Source organism: Aeromonas cavernicola, from assembly GCF_002795305.1.
GTDB lineage: Bacteria > Pseudomonadota > Gammaproteobacteria > Enterobacterales > Aeromonadaceae > Aeromonas > Aeromonas cavernicola.
Genome location: NZ_PGGC01000071.1, coordinates 17002 through 36274, shown reverse-complemented (window position 1 = coordinate 36274; position 19273 = coordinate 17002). Strand labels below are relative to the sequence as shown.

Here is a 19273-nt window from a genome sequence, read left to right as displayed (position 1 = left end):
GGTTGCTGTGCTCGAAGCGCTATCGGGGGCGCTGTGAATGGCTCATCAAGGATGACGAGATGCTGTGGCGCAAAGGAAGCTACGGCGTGTGCTCACATCGTGGCGAGTTGTTTCGCCAGCGTATCCTGTCGTTGGTGGAGACAGCCAAACGACTGGGACGTTGTCCTCAGGAGTGGCTGCGCGCCATCGTCAAAGCCTGCATCGAGAAAACGGATTACCCCATCCCTGCCGAATTGTGTGCGTCAAGCCCCTGCCGGTGAACGGTTACGCCAAGGGCTCTCTGCTCATCATGGATTACCGCATCAACCAATTGGTGCTCAACCGTTGCCGCAAACCGGCAGACGCCGACATTCTGGTGCCGGGTGACACTATATCGCTGATTGGCACCACCTCTAGCCGGATCGATTATCACGACATAGACCACCTCACGGTCGATCCTGCTGAAGTGGAAGTGCTGCTACGCGAGGGGATCAAACTTGCGCCTATCATGGCCCGCACCCGTTTATTACGGGCCTATGCTGGGGTTCGCCCGCTGGTGGCGGTAGACGGTGACGAGACCGGCCGCAACATCAGCCGAGGCATCGTGCTGCTTGATCACGCCGAGCGAGATGGCCTCCAAGGCTTCAACACCATCACGGGTGGTAAGTTGATGACCTACCGGCTGATGGCCGAATGGGCTACCGATCTGCTGGCCAAGAAGCTTGGCAACCATCGTCCTTGCCGCACAGCAGAGCAGCCCCTACCTGGCTCACGGGATCCCGAGAAAGTCAGTGCGCCGGGGCTCTCGGCTCCCGCTCAAGGCTCAGCCCAATACCGTCACGGCGAACGAGTCATCGCCTTCTTCCGCGACAATCCCAAGGCCAACGCCCTTATCTGCGAGTGCGAGATGGTCACTGCGGGCGAAATCGAATATGCCCTGCGCGAGCTCGATGTCGACAACCTTATCGATCTGCGTCGCCGCACTCGGCTAGGCATGGGCCCTTGTCAGGGGGAGCTGTGTGCCTATCGCGCCGCAGGTTTAATGCAAACCTATGGCAAGGCCGATGGCCGCCAAGCCTGCGTCATGTTGCGGCAGTTTTTAGAAGAGCGTTACAAAGGCACCCGTCCAGTGTTATGGGGAGATGCACTGCGGGAGGCCGAATTTACCTACTGGATCTATCAAGGGCTGTTTGGCCTAGGCGAATGGACAGAGCCAGTCATGGCGCATCCTCATTCTCATCATACTCGTGTCAACAGCGCCCACTCGGCAGGCGTGCAGCAGGAGAGCAGTCATGAAATTTGACACCATTATCATTGGCGGTGGCATGGCGGGCCTGTCGGCGGCATTACGGCTGGCTGAAGCTGGCCAGAAAACCTTGCTAATGGCCTCTGGCCAAAGCGCGCTCCATTTTTCGTCCGGTTCCGTCGACCTACTCGGCTGTGACGGTGATCCCCGCGCCGCGCTGCCCGCATTTATGACAGCAAATCCCGATCACCCCTATAGCAAAGTCGGGCTGACTAGCATCGAGGCGAGCCTTGCCGATCTACAGCGACACTGCGCCGAGCAAGGCTTGTCATTGGTAGGACAAGCCCGTAACCATGCGCGTTTGACCCCCCTTGGCACCCTCAAGCGCACCTGGCTCTCTCCTGATACCTGTGCCTGCGTCACCGACGCGCCAATTCCCGATAGCCTGCTGCTGGTCACCCTTGAGGGATTTCGTGATTTTCACCCCAGCCTCGCAGCAGCCAATCTGGCGATCGATCCCCGTTTCGCTCACTGTAGAATTCTGACTGGCGAGATACGCCTGCCGCAGCTGGCTGAATGTAGCCATCATCCCCATGAGTTTCGCTCCGCCGACATTGCCCGTTTATGTGATAAACACGCCGCAGAAAATCACCATGTGGTGGTGGATTTGGCGCAAGCGCTCAATCATCTGGTTCTCCAACAGGGTGAGCCGCGTTGCCGCCATATTGTGCTACCCGCGTGTCTGTCCCTTGGGCTGGTTGGCCCACGTCTGGCTGAACTGGAACAACGTACCGGCTGCACCATCAAAGAGGTGGCCACCATGCCACCGTCCCTTATCGGCATGCGGATGCAAGAGGCGCTCAAACGCCGTTTCATTACTGTTGGCGGCACGTTTCTGAGCAGCGAGCGGGTACTCGGGGCTCGCTGTGAGGGGGATCGGGTGATCGGGGTACATAGCCAGAATGGCGACGATCAGCTGTTTGAAGCGGATAACTTCGTGCTCGCCTCCGGCAGCTTCTTCAGTCGTGGCCTTGAATCACGCCTTGGTGGCATCCGTGAACCCATCTTTAATGCTGATGTGCTGAGCTTAGAAGAGCGCGATGCGTGGGCCGGACGCCGCCTGTTTGATCAACACCCGTTTATGGGCTTTGGTGTGAAAACCGACAACCAGCTCCGGGTGATGCGTGATGGTCAACCCTTGCTCAATCTTTATGGTGCTGGCAGCGTACTGGCCCACTATGACCCGATTACAGAGGGATCAGGCTCTGGCGTAGCCGTCGCAACCGGCTGGCACGCTGCAGGCCAGATCTTGGCGGGGCACTGAGGTGCTCTTCCCTTCCTTGACCACAGGCAGCGAACTGCCTGACCAACGACCCCATGGCCGCGTCCCTTGTGCGTTTCATCCGGCCGCAGCGGAGAACTAAGATGTTATTGGATCATGCCAACCAAACCTTCGATCAGTGCATCAAATGCACGGTCTGCACCGCCTACTGCCCAGTTGCCAGAGCTAACCCCGCCTACCCCGGCCCCAAGCAAGCTGGCCCCGATGGCGAACGGCTGCGGATCAAGAGCCCTGCGCTGTTTGATAGCGCCCTTAAATACTGCACTAATTGCAAACGCTGCGAAGTGGCCTGCCCAAGTGGCGTGCGCATTGGCGACATCATTGCCAAAGCCAAACACCAATACAGCGGATTCAGGCCAGGGGTTCGCGAATTTGTCCTCTCCCACACCGATCTGATGGGCAGTATGTCCACCCTAATGGCCCCAGTGGTCAACTTTACCACCGGTCTCAAACCCGTTAAGCAAGTGCTAGATAAAGCGCTGGGCGTCTCCTCCCACCGCTCCTTACCCAAATATTCACAAGGCACCTTCCGCGGGTGGTACTACAAGCAGCAAGAGGTCCAAGCCCGCTTTGCTCGCCAAGTTGCCTATTTTCATGGCTGCTACGTCAACTACAACCATCCGCAGCTTGGCAAGGAGTTGGTCCAAGTGCTCAACGCCATGCAGATCGGTGTGCAATTATTGGCGCGGGAAAAGTGCTGCGGAGTGCCATTGATCGCCAACGGCTTTATGGATAAGGCCAAGCGGCAAGCCGCCTTCAATATCGGCCAGTTGGAGCGCACCCTGCTGGGGAACGAGATGCCACTACTCACCACCTCTTCTACCTGTGGTTTTACCCTGCGCGATGAATACGCTCACCTACTGGAACAGGATAACCGCAAGGTGCGGCAGCGGATTTCGCTAGTGACTCGCTTTTTGTGGAATGAGTTTTATCAGGGTAACCAGCCGGCCATGAAGCCCTTGGGCATGCATGTGGCTTACCACACCCCCTGCCACATGGAAAAGATGGGCGGCGTCATCTATACCCTCGAACTACTGCGAGCTATTCCCGGGGTCAAGGTGACAGTGCTGGAGTCGCAGTGCTGCGGCATCGCTGGCACCTACGGCTTTAAATCAGAGAACTATGACACTAGCCAAGCCATTGGCGCCGGATTATTTGAGCAGATTAACCGCATCAGGCCCGATCTGGTGATCACCGACTGCGAAACCTGTAAATGGCAAATTGAGATGAGTACCGCCTTTCGCTGCGAGCACCCCATCCATCTGCTGGCGCAAGCATTGGTCTGATTACCGCACCATGTCTTGTTGTCCACTCATCGACACACAAAAGTCTTTTATGCTAACAAAAACTAAAGTAATCAGCATAAAGGACTACCATGAGGATACAAAATGGTATCAAAACAGGACAATCTTCACTCTCATATTGCTATAAATACAGATAACCGTCATCTCATCAGCCAATGAAACACGCTATTTGACAGGACAAATAACCGCATATTTTCCAAAATTACTACGCCTTGAACATAAATTAATATTGAACCTAACCCCCTAGTTTGACGGTGCTGACACATAATATGGCTGAGTCTCAATTTAATGAACCGAGGGCCGGTGCCCTGCAATATTCTCCCGCTCAGAAAGCCTTAGTAAACACACTAAACTTGGGAAATAGACATGCCACTCATGCTGAAGAGATAACACCGTGACTCACTCTTTCCTGCATACTCAGGAATTTTTGCAAACGCAGATTGTAACCAACCATATTGCAGCATGATCACCTCGTCATATGAGGATCTGCCGTGATAAAAGCTACTCGCTATTTTCAGGTGACTTCTATTACCTAGCCATATAACAATTGCAATAACGACAAAATAGTCAATAATTGCAATCGGCACTCTCTCGCCAAACTATTCTGAGTAGTAACCTATTTTACTAGGCTATTTAGCTAACCAGGTTGGCCCTGCATCGAGATCAAAATCCTCACAAACCACCTGTACGCTGCGGTTGCTGTGCGTGAGGCGAGTTCAAACTAGTCGCGCCAATAACGCCTACTGAGATAAAAGCTAAGTCACTGTATATCTCGCTGCCATCATATGAAGATGATAAAAACCAACACTCTCATCAATGCGTTCACATAATTAATCTAATATATGAAATTAATAAAAAAGACGTTAAACACGAGCCTAACCACTATAGGTTGGATAACCTATCCCTCCCGTTAATGATAAATGTGTTTTTATATTACTACTAACACATTCAACATTTCTCAAAGAAGACTGACCACAGACCACTGCAAGTGGGTGCGCCTTAAAAACAACAATATCATTATTGATATTTTTTTATGCGGAAAAGAATTCGACTGGAATAATATCAAAAAAGATATTAGAGTAGGATTTTTCCTATGGCGAGTTATTATATCGCCTAGCTGCTGTATGGCTGATGATAATTAAAACAGTAAATGCACATTTTCCCAAAAGACAGCTAGATCGACATTCAAAAAATAATTTTGAATATATCAGGCTCAAGCTTCCTATACTCTAGTCGATATATTTGAGCCACCAGCGAATAACATGGAGAGGACTTATTTAGATTTATTGTTAAAAAAGCATTTCTGCTCAATTTTGAGCCTGAAATCAGCTAACTCTGCTACGAGCAAGCCGCGCTGTGATACAGAAGTGCACCCTAAAGCCATATCCTTTGGAATGATGGATGCCTTCAACCACGTAAAATGATTTTAGTCAGCAGACACCCGCCGAATTGGATTATGTTGATATGGGGCACTCAATGTTCGGTGCCGAAAAGAGTCAGGCTAACACCGCGCAGTAGAGTCAACACCGAAGACCAACAAAGGGATTGATACGAGTCTTATTTTGATGTATCGCTCATCAAGCGACAGACTTTTGAAAATGCGTCATAATTTTGGCAATCAACTTTTTGTGCCAGATGACAGGATGCTAAATAAATCTATTAAAACAATAACTTAAAATAGATTCCCAAGGGGATGGAGATGGCAGATATGGGTGTATTGATTGTGGATGCCGATGTACAGCGACGTCAGCAACTAGGTATCGTGCTCTCGTTTATGGGTATTCCATGGCAAGAGGTAGCAGCAAGTGACTGGAGCGTCGCCATTGAGGCTCTTGAAGGGCTGCAAGCAGTGATCGTGGGTGAATTAATTGAGGACGAACTCGCTACCCTCCTGAATGCCTACCCCCGTATCCCATTTCTTTCGCTAAATACTACGGAGTACCCCAATAGTAACTTTATCGGTACAGTAGCAACGCCCGTGAGCTATGAATCTCTAACCCGCAGCTTGCACTTTTGTCAGGCATTCACCTCGTTACACCCTCGTCAGCAGATACACGATAAAGGTCAAACGCTACTGCGTTTGTTGGTGGGTAAGGGACGCGGCATCCAAGAAGTGAGGCGCCTTATCAGCCAAGTGGCTGAGACCGATGCTAATGTGCTGATTTTAGGTGAATCAGGTACCGGAAAAGAGGTGGTAGCTCGGGCAATTCATGAGCTATCAGCACGCAGCGATGGCCCCTTTGTTCCGATAAACTGCGGTGCAATTCCAGCAGAACTGCTTGAAAGTGAACTATTTGGTCATGAAAAAGGCGCCTTCACTGGGGCGATTGCCGCCCGCCGCGGCCGCTTTGAACTCGCTCAAGGTGGGACTTTGTTCCTTGACGAAATTGGCGATATGCCACTACCGATGCAAGTCAAATTACTGCGTGTATTGCAAGAGCGCTTATTTGATCGTGTTGGGGGCAGCAAACCCATCCAAGCAGATGTTCGGATCATTGCCGCGACTCACCGCGACCTAGAAGCACTCATCAGAGTTCAGGGCTTTCGTGAAGATCTCTACTATCGGCTTAATGTCTTCCCAATTGAAACGCCACCACTACGTGAGCGTTGCGATGATATTCCATTGCTACTGCAAGAGTTACTTAATCGGCATACTGAGCATCACCAAAGCATGATTCGCTTAACCCAACGGGCGATGGAGTCGTTGATGCAATACCCATGGCCAGGCAATGTGCGGGAACTCTCCAACCTGCTAGAGCGGTTACTCATTCTCTATCCCAACCAGATCGTCGATGTCGCAGACTTACCGAGCCGCTATCGTCTATTACCTAGCGAGCCACGGAATGAACCACTGACCGACATGGATGAAAGGGACGCGCTAGCCGCAGTGTTTCAAGATATTCCCGTTCCAGAACATGGACTTAACTCTACACGTAACATGCAGATGCCTGAAGAGGGACTCAACCTCAAAGAGATGCTGGCTGATCTCGAAGTCGAGTTGATCCGGCAAGCACTAGAGTCGCAGGATGGGGTTGTAGCCCGAGCCGCCGACCTTCTACATATGCGTCGCACGACGTTAGTCGAAAAGATGAAAAAATATGGGATGGGCAAAGAGCAGTAATAGTCAATATCTTGACAATAAACAATAAGAATTTGATTTTAAACAAAAAAATCATTGGCATACGGTTTGCTTAGCTGGAATAATCGCTAGATTGAGGCCAATTTTATGACAGCTTCGCAACCGGACATGCCATTGCAATCCCATGAAGTCAGCCAGCTTTACGCTATCTTCACGGCACTGCCAACAGGAGTATTGTTGCTTGACGGCGCAGGGCTCATTACCCGCGCTAATCCAGCAGCCATCAGCTTGTTGGGTGAGCCACTGAGAGGAGAAGCTTGGCGTCATATCATCAGCCGCTGCTTTGAACCCCGCGAGGACGATGGTCACGAAATATCTTTACGTGATGGGCGGCGGGTTCAAGTCTCAACCCAGCCACTGCCGGATCAACCCGGTCAGCTGGTGTTTATCAATGACCTCACCGAAACTCGTAAGCTGCAAGACCGGATCAATCATATGAAACGGCTCTCAGCACTGGGAAATATGGCGGCCTCCTTGGCACACCAGATCCGCACTCCCCTTTCTGCCGCCATGCTCTATGGTGCAAATTTGGCAAATCGCACCTTAAAAGCAGAGTCTCGCTATCAGTTTCAACAAAAACTCATGGAGCGACTTAAAGATTTGGAGAAGCAGATTAGTGATATCCTGCTGTTTGCCCGCAATAGTGATCATCAAGTAGTGCTACCAACCTCGGTCAAAGCGTTAATGACGGAGGTCTGTGCCAGTGCCGATGCTTTTTGTCATCAACAGCATTGTGCGCTACATATCGAGCAGCCAGACTCAGACCTCTACTTGCTGGCTAATAGCAGTGCACTGGCAGGTGCCATCAACAATCTCATCGCCAATGGTCAGCAAGCGGGGGCCACATCACTGCTCATTAGTATTGTGCGTTGTGCTAACCGCATAGAATGCCGCGTTATCGACAACGGTAAAGGTATTCCTGCTCACCAATTAAACCAGATATTTGAGCCTTTCTTTACCACTCGTCCCCGTGGTACCGGCCTTGGCTTAGCGGTGGTGCAATCGGTCGTAAAAGCGCATCAGGGCGAGGTCAGTGTGGCCTCAGTACCCGGTGAAGGTTCCTGTTTTACACTATCCTTGCCTCTATATCAGCAGACTCAGCACCAATCAATAGGGGGTGTAGCATCATGACTAGGGCGCGCATTTTAGTGGTAGAGGATGACGATGGTTTACGTGAAGCATTGGTTGATACACTCCTGCTTGGCGGCTATGAATGCCGTGAGGTAAACAGTGGTGAGAAGGCCCTGCTGCTCCTTTCACGTCAACGTGTAGACATGGTGATTTCTGACATTCAGATGGGGGGAATGGATGGCCATATGCTGCTTGCTGCCATCCGCCAGCAATACCCACAAACCCCAGTACTGCTGATGACGGCCTACGCCAACATTGATGGTGCCGTACGAGCCATACGAAAAGGGGCCATTGACTATCTGGCTAAGCCATTCTCCCCCGAGGTTTTACTCAATCAAGTTAGTCGCTACGTGCCCGCCCAAAAGGTAGAAAAACGGACATTAGTCTATGGCGACCCTAACACCGCCGAGTTATTGGAACTGGCCACACGCGTCGCCAAAAGTGACGCAACCGTGATAGTAAAAGGCCCGAGTGGAACAGGAAAAGAGGTTCTTGCTCGCTACATTCATGATAACTCGAGTCGCGCAGAACAACCGTTTGTGGCTATTAATTGCGCCGCAATCCCCGATAACATGCTCGAGGCTACCTTGTTTGGCTATGAAAAAGGGGCCTTTACAGGGGCAGTACAGGGCTGTCCGGGTAAGTTTGAGCAAGCCCAAGGGGGAACGCTGCTGCTCGATGAAATCACCGAGATGGAGTTGGGGCTCCAGGCCAAGCTGCTGCGAGTACTGCAGGAGAAAGAAGTGGAACGTCTTGGCAGCCGTAAACTCATCTCTCTTAATGTCCGTGTCATTGCAACGACTAACCGAGACCTCAAAAAAGCAGTACAAGACGGACGCTTTCGGGAAGATCTCTACTATCGACTGAACGTATTCCCATTACGCTGGCGTCCACTGTGGGAGCGGCCAGGTGACATCCTACCTCTGGCAAAACATCTGCTGGCACTGCATGCCAGTTCTCAAGGGCTGGCGACCCCCCATTTGACTAAATCTGCGTGTAGCGTCCTGCTTGAACATCGTTGGACAGGCAACGTTCGTGAATTAGAGAACGTCATGCAACGGGCATTGATCCTCAGTACAGATGGGCTGATTAATCGTGCTCAGCTGTTCCTGGAAACCCTTGATGAACGAGATGAACCGCCAATAGAGCACGCACGTCTCATCCATGTGGAACGTTTGGGCAATGAGCTCAAACATCAAGAGCATCAGATTATCCTCGACACCCTGCAAGACTGTAATGGCTGCCGCAAGGAGGTCGCTGATCGCCTAGGGATCAGTCCCCGCACCCTGCGCTATAAGCTGGCTCAGATGCGAGAGGCTGGGATCGATATCCCACATTGAAACCAAGTTATCGCAACTAGCAGCAAGAACATGGGGCTGACATGGTATCCATGACGCAGCTCCATTATCATAAGCCCCTTGGTATATTGCGCTGACCTGTCGTTAAGTGGATAAAACCGCAGGATGAGCGCCGTTATAAAGGGCCCCCTATGATTTCTCATCGAAAACTCGAAACGTTACTCAACCATCTGCTTGAACCCCATGCTATCAAGGACTATTGCCCAAACGGCCTACAAATAGAAGGGCGTGACCGTATTCGTAACGTGGTAACCGGCGTGACGGCTAGCCAAGCTCTGATCGACGCCGCGATCGCGGTGAACGCCGATGCAATCTTGGTACATCATGGTTATTTTTGGCACGGTGAGCCTGCCCCAATCGTCGGCATGAAACAACGTCGCCTCAAGAGTCTGCTGACACATAATATCAACCTCTTTGCCTACCACTTACCCCTTGATATCCATCCCGACGTCGGTAACAACGCCCAGTTGGCCAAACTGCTCGGAATCACCGTACGCCGTGGCTTAGAACCATGGAATAGTAAAAGCGTGGCAATGGTGGGCAAGTTAGAAACGCCGATGAGCGGCCGTGATTTTGCGGATCTGATTGCGCAGCGCCTTGGCCGCACCCCGCTCTACTGCGGCGACAGTGGGCCTGATCTAATCCGCTCAGTGGCTTGGTGTACTGGTGGTGGCCAGAGTTATATTAACCTTGCTGCTGAGCAAGGTATCGATGCCTTTATCTCTGGCGAAGCTTCCGAACAGACCATCCACACCGCCCGTGAGATGGGAATGCACTTCTATGCCGCAGGCCACCATGCTACCGAGCGCTACGGCGTTAAAGCATTAGGCGAGTGGTTAGCCACCATACACGGATTACATGTCACCTTTATCGACATAGATAATCCGGTTTGATCTGCTTACTGCAGAACCAACGGCATAAATACAGCCATATCCTCTGTGGACAATAGCCGAAAACGACACCGCCATCAGTAGCTGATGGCGGTGTCGTTTTCGGCTAGTGTCCTTCCCCTTCACAAAGGAAGTACGCAAGCGTGGTAGCAGCAATGCGCACTCATTGCTGTTGAATCACCCAGATCTGAAACGCTTTACGGGTCTGCGCATCAGCCTTGTTATACCAACTTTGCAGCTGGGTTAACGCCTCTGGATTACCTTGCGCTTGAGCCGGAGGAGGCGCTACAGGGGCACTGGCTGCCGCCAGCTTAGCCGCCGCGTCACTCGCTATAACGGCTGGCTGATTGAACGCTTTCCCCATTGCAACCAACTCTTGTTGATAATCGCGGGTTAACTGAAAGCCTTCTACTTTCGGCATGACGAATTGCTCACTTGCCACCACTTGGCCGCTGGCTTTGTCCTTGAGCGTGACACGCTGCGCCTTGGTGAAGCGCTTAGCCTCATCCTCATTGCGTGGCTTTTGGTAGTCGAGCACCAGTTTTTGATTATCGGCAGCAGAAAAATTGATCACCAAGGGCTCTGCGGTAACCAACTTTATCTCATTACGGCTCGAGTAGTTCCCCTCAAACGCAACAACCAGCTGATGCTTACCGGCACTCAGCGCAAAGTGATTAGTCTTATCGAGTAATTTAGGGTTGATCGATTGTCCATCAATCAGCTGTACCACATACGGAGTGGTGACTTCCAATTGAGCATTGGCCAGGGCACAACCCGCCCACAACAAACCAGCCAGTGCCGGCACCACAACAGTCAGCTTCATTTCATCTCCTTAAACAGTCAGACAATGGTCCGCTGAAAAACAGCACGCATTTTTACAGGTTTAGTTAAGGCCAGCAAACGCTCTTTAAGCCATGCGTGAGCCAGTTAACCCTTTATAGGTGGCGATTATTCGATACGACGCGTAAAGGGTGGCAGTGCATCTAGCAATCCCTTGCCATAACGCTTGGTCAGCAAGCGGCGGTCAAGAATGGTAACGCGCCCCCGATCAGCCTCTTTGCGGATCAAACGACCACAAGCTTGGATCAACTTGCGTGACGCCTCCGGCACCGTCAGCTGTAGAAAGGGATTACCACCTCGCTGAGTGATCCATTCTGCCGTTGCCTCTTCTACCGGCGAATTTGGCACCGCAAAGGGCAGCTTGGTGATCACCAGATTAGTGAGATAACGACCAGGCAAGTCGAGCCCTTCCGAAAAACTGCCCGTACCGAACACAATGCTAGCCTGATCACCATCACATTTTTGCTTGTGTAATGTCAGCAGCGCACTGCGAGAAGCCTCACCTTGTACCAACAGTGAGATTCCCTTTGCCCGCAGACCCAGCGCGACCTCATTCATCTGCCGATAAGATGAAAACAGCACCAAACTCGCCTCCTTCCCTGCCAGCAAGCCTGGTAATACCTCAATGAGCTCTTGCGTAAACCCGCTGGCAGTGGGCTCATGACACATCTTTGGCAAATAAAGCTCCGCTTTTTGATAATCAAACGGGGAGCGTAGGCGCAAATAGCGGGTGCCATCGTGCTCTTTGAGCCCGACTTGATGGCGAAAATAGCTAAAAGAGGAGAGCGCTGTCAGGGTCGCAGAGACCAGCACAGCCCCTAGACACTTAGACCACAGCCACTCTTCCAGCAAGTAACCCACTTCAATGGGAGAGGCATGTAACCATACATCGCCATCATCGGTTTTAGCCATCCATAAGGCTAATGGTGTTTTCCCCGCTGGGATATGCCGTGCGAGCATCTCCCACAAGGCGCTAAAAGCCTCTAATCGCTGCAGATGAAAACCGCTCTCGGCCAGTAATGGCTCGGCCTCTTTACGGCGAATCTCCCCGTCTTTCAAGGCCTCACCGATGGCGGCCTGCATCCGGTCCAGAGCACGCAGCGCTTTCTTACTCGACACCTTCAAACTCTCTGCCAGTTGAGGAAGAGGATCGGGCAATACCCCCTCGACAAAGCGGTAATGGGGATCACGACCAAATAACCCTTCATTTGCCTCTAGCCACCGTTCAACGGCTTTCAAGTCGGGCTGAATAGCGGCAAGCGCATCTTGCAATTTAAGCTGCGGTTCAATCAGCGCCTCTTTATTAAGTGCCCGCGCCAGCTTGCCTGCACTTTGTACCAATTTTTCCAACCAGCGACGGGAGCCCTTGAGACTGACGCTTGCCGCACCATGGTCTCGGGCAATGGTCGGCAGATGATGCGCTTCATCAAGTACATAAAAACACTCATCTGGCGGTGGCAAGATGATGCCTCCGCCCATGGTGAGGTCGGACAACAATAACGCGTGATTAACCACCAGCACATCAGCCGAGTCCATATCCTGTCGAGCGCGGTGAAATGGGCAGTGTTGATGATGACTGAGCGCCTTATTACAGCTATGACGATCGGCTACGATCCGCTCCCAACAAAGATCTGAGATTGGCTGAGGCCAATTGTCTCGATCACCATCCCATTCACCATGGGTATATGCCTGCCACAGCGCTTGATAACAGGCTTTATCTGCCTGCGTTGGTTTGTGTTTACTCAAGGCACTAGGCTGCGGCAATAAAAAATCCAGCTCAAAGTTGGTGAAATCATTGCCACTGGCGGCATGTTCCAACAGATGTTCGCAGCAATAACGTTGACGTCCTTTGACCAACATAAAACGAAACGGCAGCTCACTGTGGCGGTGATAAAAAGGCAGGTCTTTATGGATGAGCTGCTCTTGCAACGCCACCGTCGCGGTAGAGATCACTAGTTTTTTCTGGCTCAACCTTGCCACCGGAATGGCCCCTTGCGCATAAGAGAGCGACTTACCAATACCCGTTCCGGCCTCAGCCACCAAAATACGACGCTGCTTGTCATACTCCCCCGTCAAGGTTTTAGCGATTTCGGCAACCAGAAAATTTTGTGCTGAACGCGGGATAAATCCTGGCAAGCCATCAGCGATCTGGCGATAGGTCTGGCGAATAGAGGCTTTAAGACGAGTGGATAACATAGTCGGCTACATGGAGAAACATCTGGCACAGAGGATACCTGCAATCTTTGGGGTGGGTCGAGGCTACAACCTGAACGGTTAAGGGGAAATCAGCAAAAAAGCACCAGATAGATTAACTACGTAGCGGCTTAACTGGAGAAAAAACAACCTTATTTATGGCTGTTCACTGCATAAAAAAACGCTGCAATCGTTTACGCACCGAGAACCTAGGTTGTGCGAGTTGGGTCACATTTTTCTCGCAGTGACTATGATTTTGCTAAAAAGTTCCACGTTTTTTCATTGCGATTGCGAAAACCCGATGCTAGTCTCGGCGCCATAGTGATGCAAAGCACATCACTAACACAGGGAATAACAACAACTTAGTGTTTAATTACAGTAGGCATTGGAAACTATGAAAAAGACAATTCTGGCTATCGCTATCCCCGCTCTGTTTGCCTCCGCAGCCAACGCTGCCACTATCTACGATAAAGATGGCACTACCTTTGATGTAAACGGCCGTATCGAAGCTAACTATTTTGGCGAGCATGATGATGTTGATGCAGAGCTGAAAGGCGAGTCTCGTTTAGGCTGGGCAGGTAAGATCGCACTGAACAACACCTGGTCAGGTATTGCAACAGCCGAATGGCAAGTCTCTTCTGAAAATTCCGGCGACTACAAAACTGACGATTTCCAAGCTCGCCACCTCTATGCAGGGTTTGATGGATCCCAATACGGGAAGATTATTTTCGGTCAGACTGATACTGCTTACTTTAATAATTTGATTGAAAAAACTGATATTTTTAATGAGTGGGGCTCTGAAGCGAATGCTTATGGCGGTCGCCAAGAAGGACAGATCATCTACATGGGTAAGTGGGGCGGCTTCTTTGCTAATGCTTCCTATCAAACCAATGATGATAATGCAGAACTAAGTTTTGGCTCTGATGGTAACGGCGATACTGTCAAGTTAGGTTCTAAGCTAGATAAAGGTTATGCCACTAGTTTGGGTTATGACTTTGATTTTGGTTTAGGCTTGGCCGCTGGTTATGCCAAGAGCGACTTTGTCAAATCTACGACTGGCGTAAAAAGCGATAAAGAAGATTGGGCAATCGCCGCTTCTTATGCAATCAACGGTTTCTACTTCGCTGGGCTTTATAATGAAAGCCAAGTCACTCGTGGCAATGATGAAGCTGATTATAAAGGTTACGAATTAGTTGCTAGCTACAATGTCGATGCTTGGACCTTCTTGACTGGTTACAACTTCGCCAAAATCGATGATGCAACTATTGGCACTAACATTTTATCTGGCGATGTTGCTGATTACACCTACTTGGGTGTTCAGTATGCCTTTACTTCTAAGTTGAAAGCTTACACCGAATATAAGATTGTTGGCCTTGATAAGGTTGACGACGAGTGGACTGTAGCACTGCAATATAATTTCTAAGTCACTCATTATAATAAAGACGGCCAGTATCATACTGGCCGTCTTTATTTTTAATAAGTTTATTATATATACCAATAAATATAAAGCCCAAGAATACCGTCAACCGATAAAATTTATATATGCCAATAAATTTAAGGCTAATTTTATAGCCAATGATTGAACTAGAGCGAGAGCATCAATATAGTACCCAATATTTAATACTCAATAAAAATGCGACACACCATTAAATATGACATGTCGCATCATGTGTATTTTTAAATGTTAGTTAAATGCCAAGACCGATTGTTTCTGTCTTAATAAAATCAATCTGGATAATAGGGGAAAATAAGATTCTAACTTATTTAACAAAATTCTATTACAAGCAGGATCAGCTAATTCCATTTCTTCAATATTTAATCCATTCGATACAAAATAAAAACGAAAATCAGATACATCCGGCCCAGGTATAAATACGTGATGCTCATCTTTGCGTAGCAACAAGGGTAAGACAGGTAACCCAATCACCGGCTCACACGCCTCGGTGATAATAGGTTTATCCCAGTTAGTACGCTCATCACATAACAAAATAGCGGCCTCCTCCTTGGCGGGTTGCCACTCAGCTAAGGAGATCGCCGACACACTGGTAAAATAATCACGACACTGGGCCGATGATCGCAAAATATTCAGTAACTTCTGACTGGCGGGGGCTGATGGCAGCTGGCTTACTAATGAAAGATTCATGACTCACATCCCTATGTACATGACAACCTACCGCTGGTTGACAGCGTAAGATTAGCCCATATCGACTCTGTTATGGAGTCTTCCCCAATCACTATTCACGATAATTTATATCGCAAGGATTAATGGTTGCCATGCAGCCTGATACTGGTACTATATTACGCTCTTTATCTCCCCCGTTCTTTAACATCCAGTGGTGAACCTATGCATCCGATGCTGAATATCGCCGTGCGCGCTGCGCGCAACGCCGGTCAAGTTGTAGTAAAAGCCTTCTCCCAGCCCGAGAACATTGAGGCTATCCAAAAAGGCAGCAATGACTTCGTGACCAACGTTGACCGTGAAGCCGAAGCGGCCATCATTCATACCATCAAGAAATCGTACCCAGAACACAGCATTGTTGCTGAAGAGTCTGGTGAGATTGCCGGTACCAATCCGGACTATCAATGGATCATTGACCCACTGGATGGCACGACCAACCTTGTCAAAGGCATTCCACACTTTGCCGTTTCCATCGCCCTGCGCGTGAAAGGCAAAACCGAACAAGCGGTTGTGTACGACCCTATCCGTGATGAACTGTTTACGACCACCCGCGGTAACGGCGCCCAGCTGAACGGCTACCGCATCCGTGTCGGTAAAGCCAAAGAACTGGCTGGCACCGTGTTGGCTACCGGTTTCCCCTACAAGCAAAAGCACCACATTGAGCCGTACCTGAAGATGTTCCAGAGCATGTTCATCGAGTGTGCCGATATTCGCCGCTCCGGTTCTGCTGCCTTGGATCTAGCTTATGTGGCTGCTGGCCGTGTCGACGGTTTCTGGGAAATCGGCCTCAAACCCTGGGATACCGCTGCTGGTGAACTGCTGGCCAAAGAAGCAGGCGCCATCGTCACCGACTTCGTCGGTGGTCACAATTACGAAAACTCCGGCAACATCGTGGTTGCCAACCCGCGCGTCCTAAAAGAGATGCTCGGTAAAATCCGTGATGCACTTCCGGAATCACTGGCAAAATAATATAGCGTTACCAATAGCAACAAACCGGCCCCGCGCCGGTTTGTTGCTATTGGGAGCGTGTCAGCACCTTAATGCCTCACTTTTCACCAATTCAGCCCCCTGTTTCTGTCCGTCTTATGGGCCTTGTTCGAGCGCTCGGATGTACCGCTATCTTTTGTTATGATCGACCGCAACTTAAATTCAGCCACACGGCTAGCAAGACGAGGTCAGCAATGAAAGTAGGTATTATCGGCGCCATGGAGCAAGAAGTCGCCCTGCTGCGCAGCCAGATGAACAACCCCACCACCCTGCAACTAGGCGGCTGCGAGTTCTATCAAGGGGAACTGGCAGGAAAAGCCGTGGTCCTCACCCGCTCCGGCATCGGTAAAGTCGCCGCCAGCGTGGCCACCAGCCTACTGCTGGAGAAATTCGCCCCCGACTGCGTCATCAATACGGGATCTGCAGGCGGCTTTGCCCAGGACCTGCACATCGGTGATGTGGTGATTGCCAGCGAGATGCGCTTCCACGATGTCGATGTGACCGCCTTTGGTTACGAGCTAGGCCAGATGGCACAACAACCCGCCGCCTTCCCCTGTGATGAGAAGCTCATCGCGGTCGCCGAGGCTTGCATCGCCGAGCAGGGCAAGCATCAGACCAAGGTTGGCCTTATCTGCACCGGCGATCAGTTCATGTGCAAACCGGACGCCATCGCCAAGGCCCGTGCCGACTTCCCGCAGATGCTAGCGGTCGAGATGGAAGGGGCAGCCATCGGTCAGGTCTGCCACATGTTCAAGGTGCCCTATCTGGTGGTACGCGCCATGTCCGATATCGCGGGTAAGGAACAAGTTGCATCCTTCGATGCCTTTATCGATGTCGCGGGCAAGCACTCCGCTGAAGTGATCATCAAGATGCTCGGCAAGCTGTGATCGACATTGGCTCGTTCGAACTGATGGCCGATGCCCTGGTCTCAACGACGGCGGCCATTTTGATCGGGGCAGCCCTACTGGAAGCGGTGATCCCGTGGCCATCCCATCTGCGTCTTTCGGCTGTCACGCCCCTGCTGACTCGGCTGGGTCACAAGGTGCACAGAGCCGATGGCACGCCACGCCAGCAGCTGCAAGCAGGCATGATAGCGATACTGGTGGTCTGGGTGCCCTGCGCCGCCGGACTCTGGTCGTTGCGCAATTTGGCCCTGAGCGAGCCACTGTTTGACCTGTTGTTCTTGCTGTTGATGATCGAATCTCGTCCGCTGCGCGAACTCGCCCATGCTACGAGTTCACTCGCCACACAAGAGACCCTGCCACTGGCCAGATTACAGGCCATCCCTTGGCTCAAGCGGGAGACAGGTAAACTCTCGGCCATGGGGATGGCTAAAGCGGTCACCGAAAGCTGCGCCCTGCGACTGGTCAGCCAATGGGCGGGGCCGCTGCTGGGGTTCGCCCTCGCGGGGGTACAAGGGGCTATGCTCTGGCGGCTGGTACCGCTGATGAACCAAAGCTGGAATCGCAAAGATCCCACTTTCGATCACTTTGGCCGTGCCGCCAGTACTCTCTATCAGGGGCTCAATACCCCCGTCATTTTGCTGCTCGGGTTGCCACTGCTGGTCAGCCGCCTCAAACGCGCTGCGCTGCTGTGGCGAACTGGCACGCTCTGGCCTAATCCCATCATGGGAGTCCTGCTCACACTATTAGTGGATAAATGCCGGCTTCGCCTTGGCGGTCCCCGCTACTATCAGGCAACGCTGCAACGCTGGCCGGTGCTCGGCCAGGGTGATGACCCCAGTGGCGAGTCACCGCGCAAAGTACTCAATATTTTGCAAGCAATAGGTTGGGGTTGGTTAATGCTGGCACTGCTTGTTACGGTGGGGGTGTTGCTTCGTGGCTAAATGGTGGTTGTTACTAAATTGGCTCCCCTGCCTGCTGCTGGTTTGGTTGCCCAGTGCACTACTGGCTGCAACCCCGAGTCGGGTAGTGAGCGTGGTCCCCCACCTTACCGAGCTGCTTTATGAGATCGGCGCAGGTGACAAACTGGTCGCCATCGACGAGGCCTCCGACTATCCCCCCGAGGTGAAAACCAAGCCCAAGGTGGCCAATTATCGCAGTATTAATCTTGAGGCCGTGCTAGCGCAGAAACCGGACCTGATCCTAGGCTGGCGCTCAGCCCAATCAAGGATGCTAGCGCCGCTGGAGCGGCTTGGCATCCCCGTTTTCTACTCAGAGCCCAGCGATTTTGCCTCATTGGCCACCGAGATGCGGGCACTGGGCAGCCTACTGGGGGTGGAAAAGAGTGCCAACGCCGCCGCCGATCGCTATCTGGCACGCTTACATGCGCTGCAGCAGCGATATGGCCAGCCAACTGGCGTCAAGGTGTTTTACCAGCTCTGGTACCCACCGCTCACCAGCGTCAGTGGTCACGCTTGGCCGGCTCAGGCTATTACGCTGTGCGGGGGGATCAACGTCATGGCAAATGCCCAACTCCCCTACCCACAAGTGGATATCGAGCAAGTGATCAGAACCAACCCTGGGCTTATCTTGGCGGGGAGTCAAGATCCTGACGCCCTCAGTCACTGGCAACAGTGGCAGGGGCTTGATGCCATCAAACGACAGCAACTCAGACTCATCAATGCAGATGAGCTACACCGCTTTACCCCACGAGCGCTCAACGCTGTGGCTCAGTTATGCCAGATGATCAGGCAGGCCGAGCAACAGACGCCCTGATAACCGT

The 19273-nt window shown here is 51.5% G+C and carries 14 protein-coding genes and 2 pseudogenes; 13 read left to right on the top strand and 3 right to left on the bottom strand.

Annotated elements, in window-relative coordinates; translation table 11 throughout:
• The 8 genes and pseudogenes from CUC53_RS07810 to CUC53_RS07775 form a co-directional block, all read left to right on the top strand.
• Nucleotides 1-260 (top strand): annotated as a pseudogene (locus CUC53_RS07810) (IS66 family transposase); the annotation flags it as partial.
• An 8-nt stretch (nucleotides 261-268) separates the two neighbouring features.
• A pseudogene (glpA, locus tag CUC53_RS07805) lies at nucleotides 269-1282 on the top strand (anaerobic glycerol-3-phosphate dehydrogenase subunit A); the annotation flags it as partial.
• Complete coding sequence (gene glpB / locus CUC53_RS07800; RefSeq protein WP_100293631.1) at nucleotides 1272-2549, top strand: glycerol-3-phosphate dehydrogenase subunit GlpB; 1278 nt, start codon at nucleotides 1272-1274, stop codon at nucleotides 2547-2549. The pseudogene glpA and the gene glpB, both read left to right, overlap by 11 nt.
• Before the next feature lie 101 nt (nucleotides 2550-2650).
• Nucleotides 2651-3853, top strand: a complete 1203-nt coding sequence (gene glpC / locus CUC53_RS07795) for an anaerobic glycerol-3-phosphate dehydrogenase subunit GlpC (RefSeq protein WP_100293630.1) — start codon at nucleotides 2651-2653, stop codon at nucleotides 3851-3853.
• A gap of 1717 nt (nucleotides 3854-5570) precedes the next feature.
• Nucleotides 5571-6992, top strand: a complete 1422-nt coding sequence (locus tag CUC53_RS07790; protein ID WP_100293629.1) for a sigma-54 interaction domain-containing protein — start codon at nucleotides 5571-5573, stop codon at nucleotides 6990-6992.
• A 105-nt stretch (nucleotides 6993-7097) separates the two neighbouring features.
• Entirely contained in the window at nucleotides 7098-8141 is a 1044-nt protein-coding gene (locus CUC53_RS07785; protein ID WP_100293628.1) for a sensor histidine kinase, read from the top strand.
• Nucleotides 8138-9481 (top strand): sigma-54-dependent transcriptional regulator, encoded by a 1344-nt coding sequence (locus CUC53_RS07780; RefSeq protein ID WP_100293627.1) that lies wholly within the window; start codon nucleotides 8138-8140, stop codon nucleotides 9479-9481. Before CUC53_RS07785 ends, CUC53_RS07780 begins: the two co-directional genes overlap by 4 nt.
• Before the next feature lie 149 nt (nucleotides 9482-9630).
• Complete coding sequence (locus CUC53_RS07775; RefSeq protein WP_100293626.1) at nucleotides 9631-10392, top strand: Nif3-like dinuclear metal center hexameric protein; 762 nt, start codon at nucleotides 9631-9633, stop codon at nucleotides 10390-10392.
• A 160-nt stretch (nucleotides 10393-10552) separates the two neighbouring features.
• Here the strand turns inward: CUC53_RS07775 and CUC53_RS07770 are convergent, their stop codons facing one another.
• A complete protein-coding gene (locus CUC53_RS07770; RefSeq protein WP_100293625.1) occupies nucleotides 10553-11212 on the bottom strand; it encodes a YccT family protein in 660 nt (219 codons plus the stop codon).
• A 125-nt stretch (nucleotides 11213-11337) separates the two neighbouring features.
• The gene (gene dinG, locus CUC53_RS07765; protein ID WP_100293624.1) at nucleotides 11338-13425 is read right to left on the bottom strand and encodes an ATP-dependent DNA helicase DinG; all 2088 of its coding nucleotides are present in this window, start codon (nucleotides 13423-13425) and stop codon (nucleotides 11338-11340) included.
• A 391-nt stretch (nucleotides 13426-13816) separates the two neighbouring features.
• Here dinG and CUC53_RS07760 point away from each other — a divergent pair, with 391 nt between their 5' ends.
• On the top strand, nucleotides 13817-14845 hold the full coding sequence (locus tag CUC53_RS07760) for a porin (RefSeq protein WP_100293623.1): 1029 nt from the start codon (nucleotides 13817-13819) through the stop codon (nucleotides 14843-14845).
• A gap of 261 nt (nucleotides 14846-15106) precedes the next feature.
• On the opposite strand, the gene CUC53_RS07755 is transcribed toward CUC53_RS07760, so the two are convergent.
• Nucleotides 15107-15565, bottom strand: a complete 459-nt coding sequence (locus CUC53_RS07755) for a hypothetical protein (protein WP_100293622.1) — start codon at nucleotides 15563-15565, stop codon at nucleotides 15107-15109.
• Nucleotides 15566-15766: 201 nt separating this feature from the next.
• Between CUC53_RS07755 and suhB the strand changes: the two genes are divergently transcribed.
• From suhB to CUC53_RS07735, 4 genes are all read left to right on the top strand, one after another.
• Nucleotides 15767-16570, top strand: coding sequence for an inositol-1-monophosphatase (gene suhB, locus CUC53_RS07750; RefSeq protein WP_100293621.1), 804 nt, complete (start codon nucleotides 15767-15769; stop codon nucleotides 16568-16570).
• Between the two features lie 212 nt (nucleotides 16571-16782).
• Nucleotides 16783-17475, top strand: coding sequence for a 5'-methylthioadenosine/S-adenosylhomocysteine nucleosidase (gene mtnN, locus CUC53_RS07745; RefSeq protein WP_100293620.1), 693 nt, complete (start codon nucleotides 16783-16785; stop codon nucleotides 17473-17475).
• Nucleotides 17472-18434, top strand: coding sequence for a cobalamin biosynthesis protein CobD/CbiB (locus CUC53_RS07740; protein ID WP_100293619.1), 963 nt, complete (start codon nucleotides 17472-17474; stop codon nucleotides 18432-18434). Before mtnN ends, CUC53_RS07740 begins: the two co-directional genes overlap by 4 nt.
• A complete protein-coding gene (locus CUC53_RS07735; RefSeq protein ID WP_100293618.1) occupies nucleotides 18427-19266 on the top strand; it encodes a cobalamin-binding protein in 840 nt (279 codons plus the stop codon). Before CUC53_RS07740 ends, CUC53_RS07735 begins: the two co-directional genes overlap by 8 nt.
• Nucleotides 19267-19273 lie beyond the last annotated feature (7 nt).

Coding starts and splice junctions, on each gene's coding strand:
- glpB (WP_100293631.1), top strand. CDS start 1,272: ATGAAATTTGACACCATTATCATTGGCGGTGGCATGGCGGGCCTGTCG.
- glpC (WP_100293630.1), top strand. CDS start 2,651: ATGTTATTGGATCATGCCAACCAAACCTTCGATCAGTGCATCAAATGC.
- CUC53_RS07790 (WP_100293629.1), top strand. CDS start 5,571: ATGGCAGATATGGGTGTATTGATTGTGGATGCCGATGTACAGCGACGT.
- CUC53_RS07785 (WP_100293628.1), top strand. CDS start 7,098: ATGACAGCTTCGCAACCGGACATGCCATTGCAATCCCATGAAGTCAGC.
- CUC53_RS07780 (WP_100293627.1), top strand. CDS start 8,138: ATGACTAGGGCGCGCATTTTAGTGGTAGAGGATGACGATGGTTTACGT.
- CUC53_RS07775 (WP_100293626.1), top strand. CDS start 9,631: ATGATTTCTCATCGAAAACTCGAAACGTTACTCAACCATCTGCTTGAA.
- CUC53_RS07770 (WP_100293625.1), bottom strand. CDS start 11,212: ATGAAGCTGACTGTTGTGGTGCCGGCACTGGCTGGTTTGTTGTGGGCG.
- dinG (WP_100293624.1), bottom strand. CDS start 13,425: ATGTTATCCACTCGTCTTAAAGCCTCTATTCGCCAGACCTATCGCCAG.
- CUC53_RS07760 (WP_100293623.1), top strand. CDS start 13,817: ATGAAAAAGACAATTCTGGCTATCGCTATCCCCGCTCTGTTTGCCTCC.
- CUC53_RS07755 (WP_100293622.1), bottom strand. CDS start 15,565: ATGAATCTTTCATTAGTAAGCCAGCTGCCATCAGCCCCCGCCAGTCAG.
- suhB (WP_100293621.1), top strand. CDS start 15,767: ATGCATCCGATGCTGAATATCGCCGTGCGCGCTGCGCGCAACGCCGGT.
- mtnN (WP_100293620.1), top strand. CDS start 16,783: ATGAAAGTAGGTATTATCGGCGCCATGGAGCAAGAAGTCGCCCTGCTG.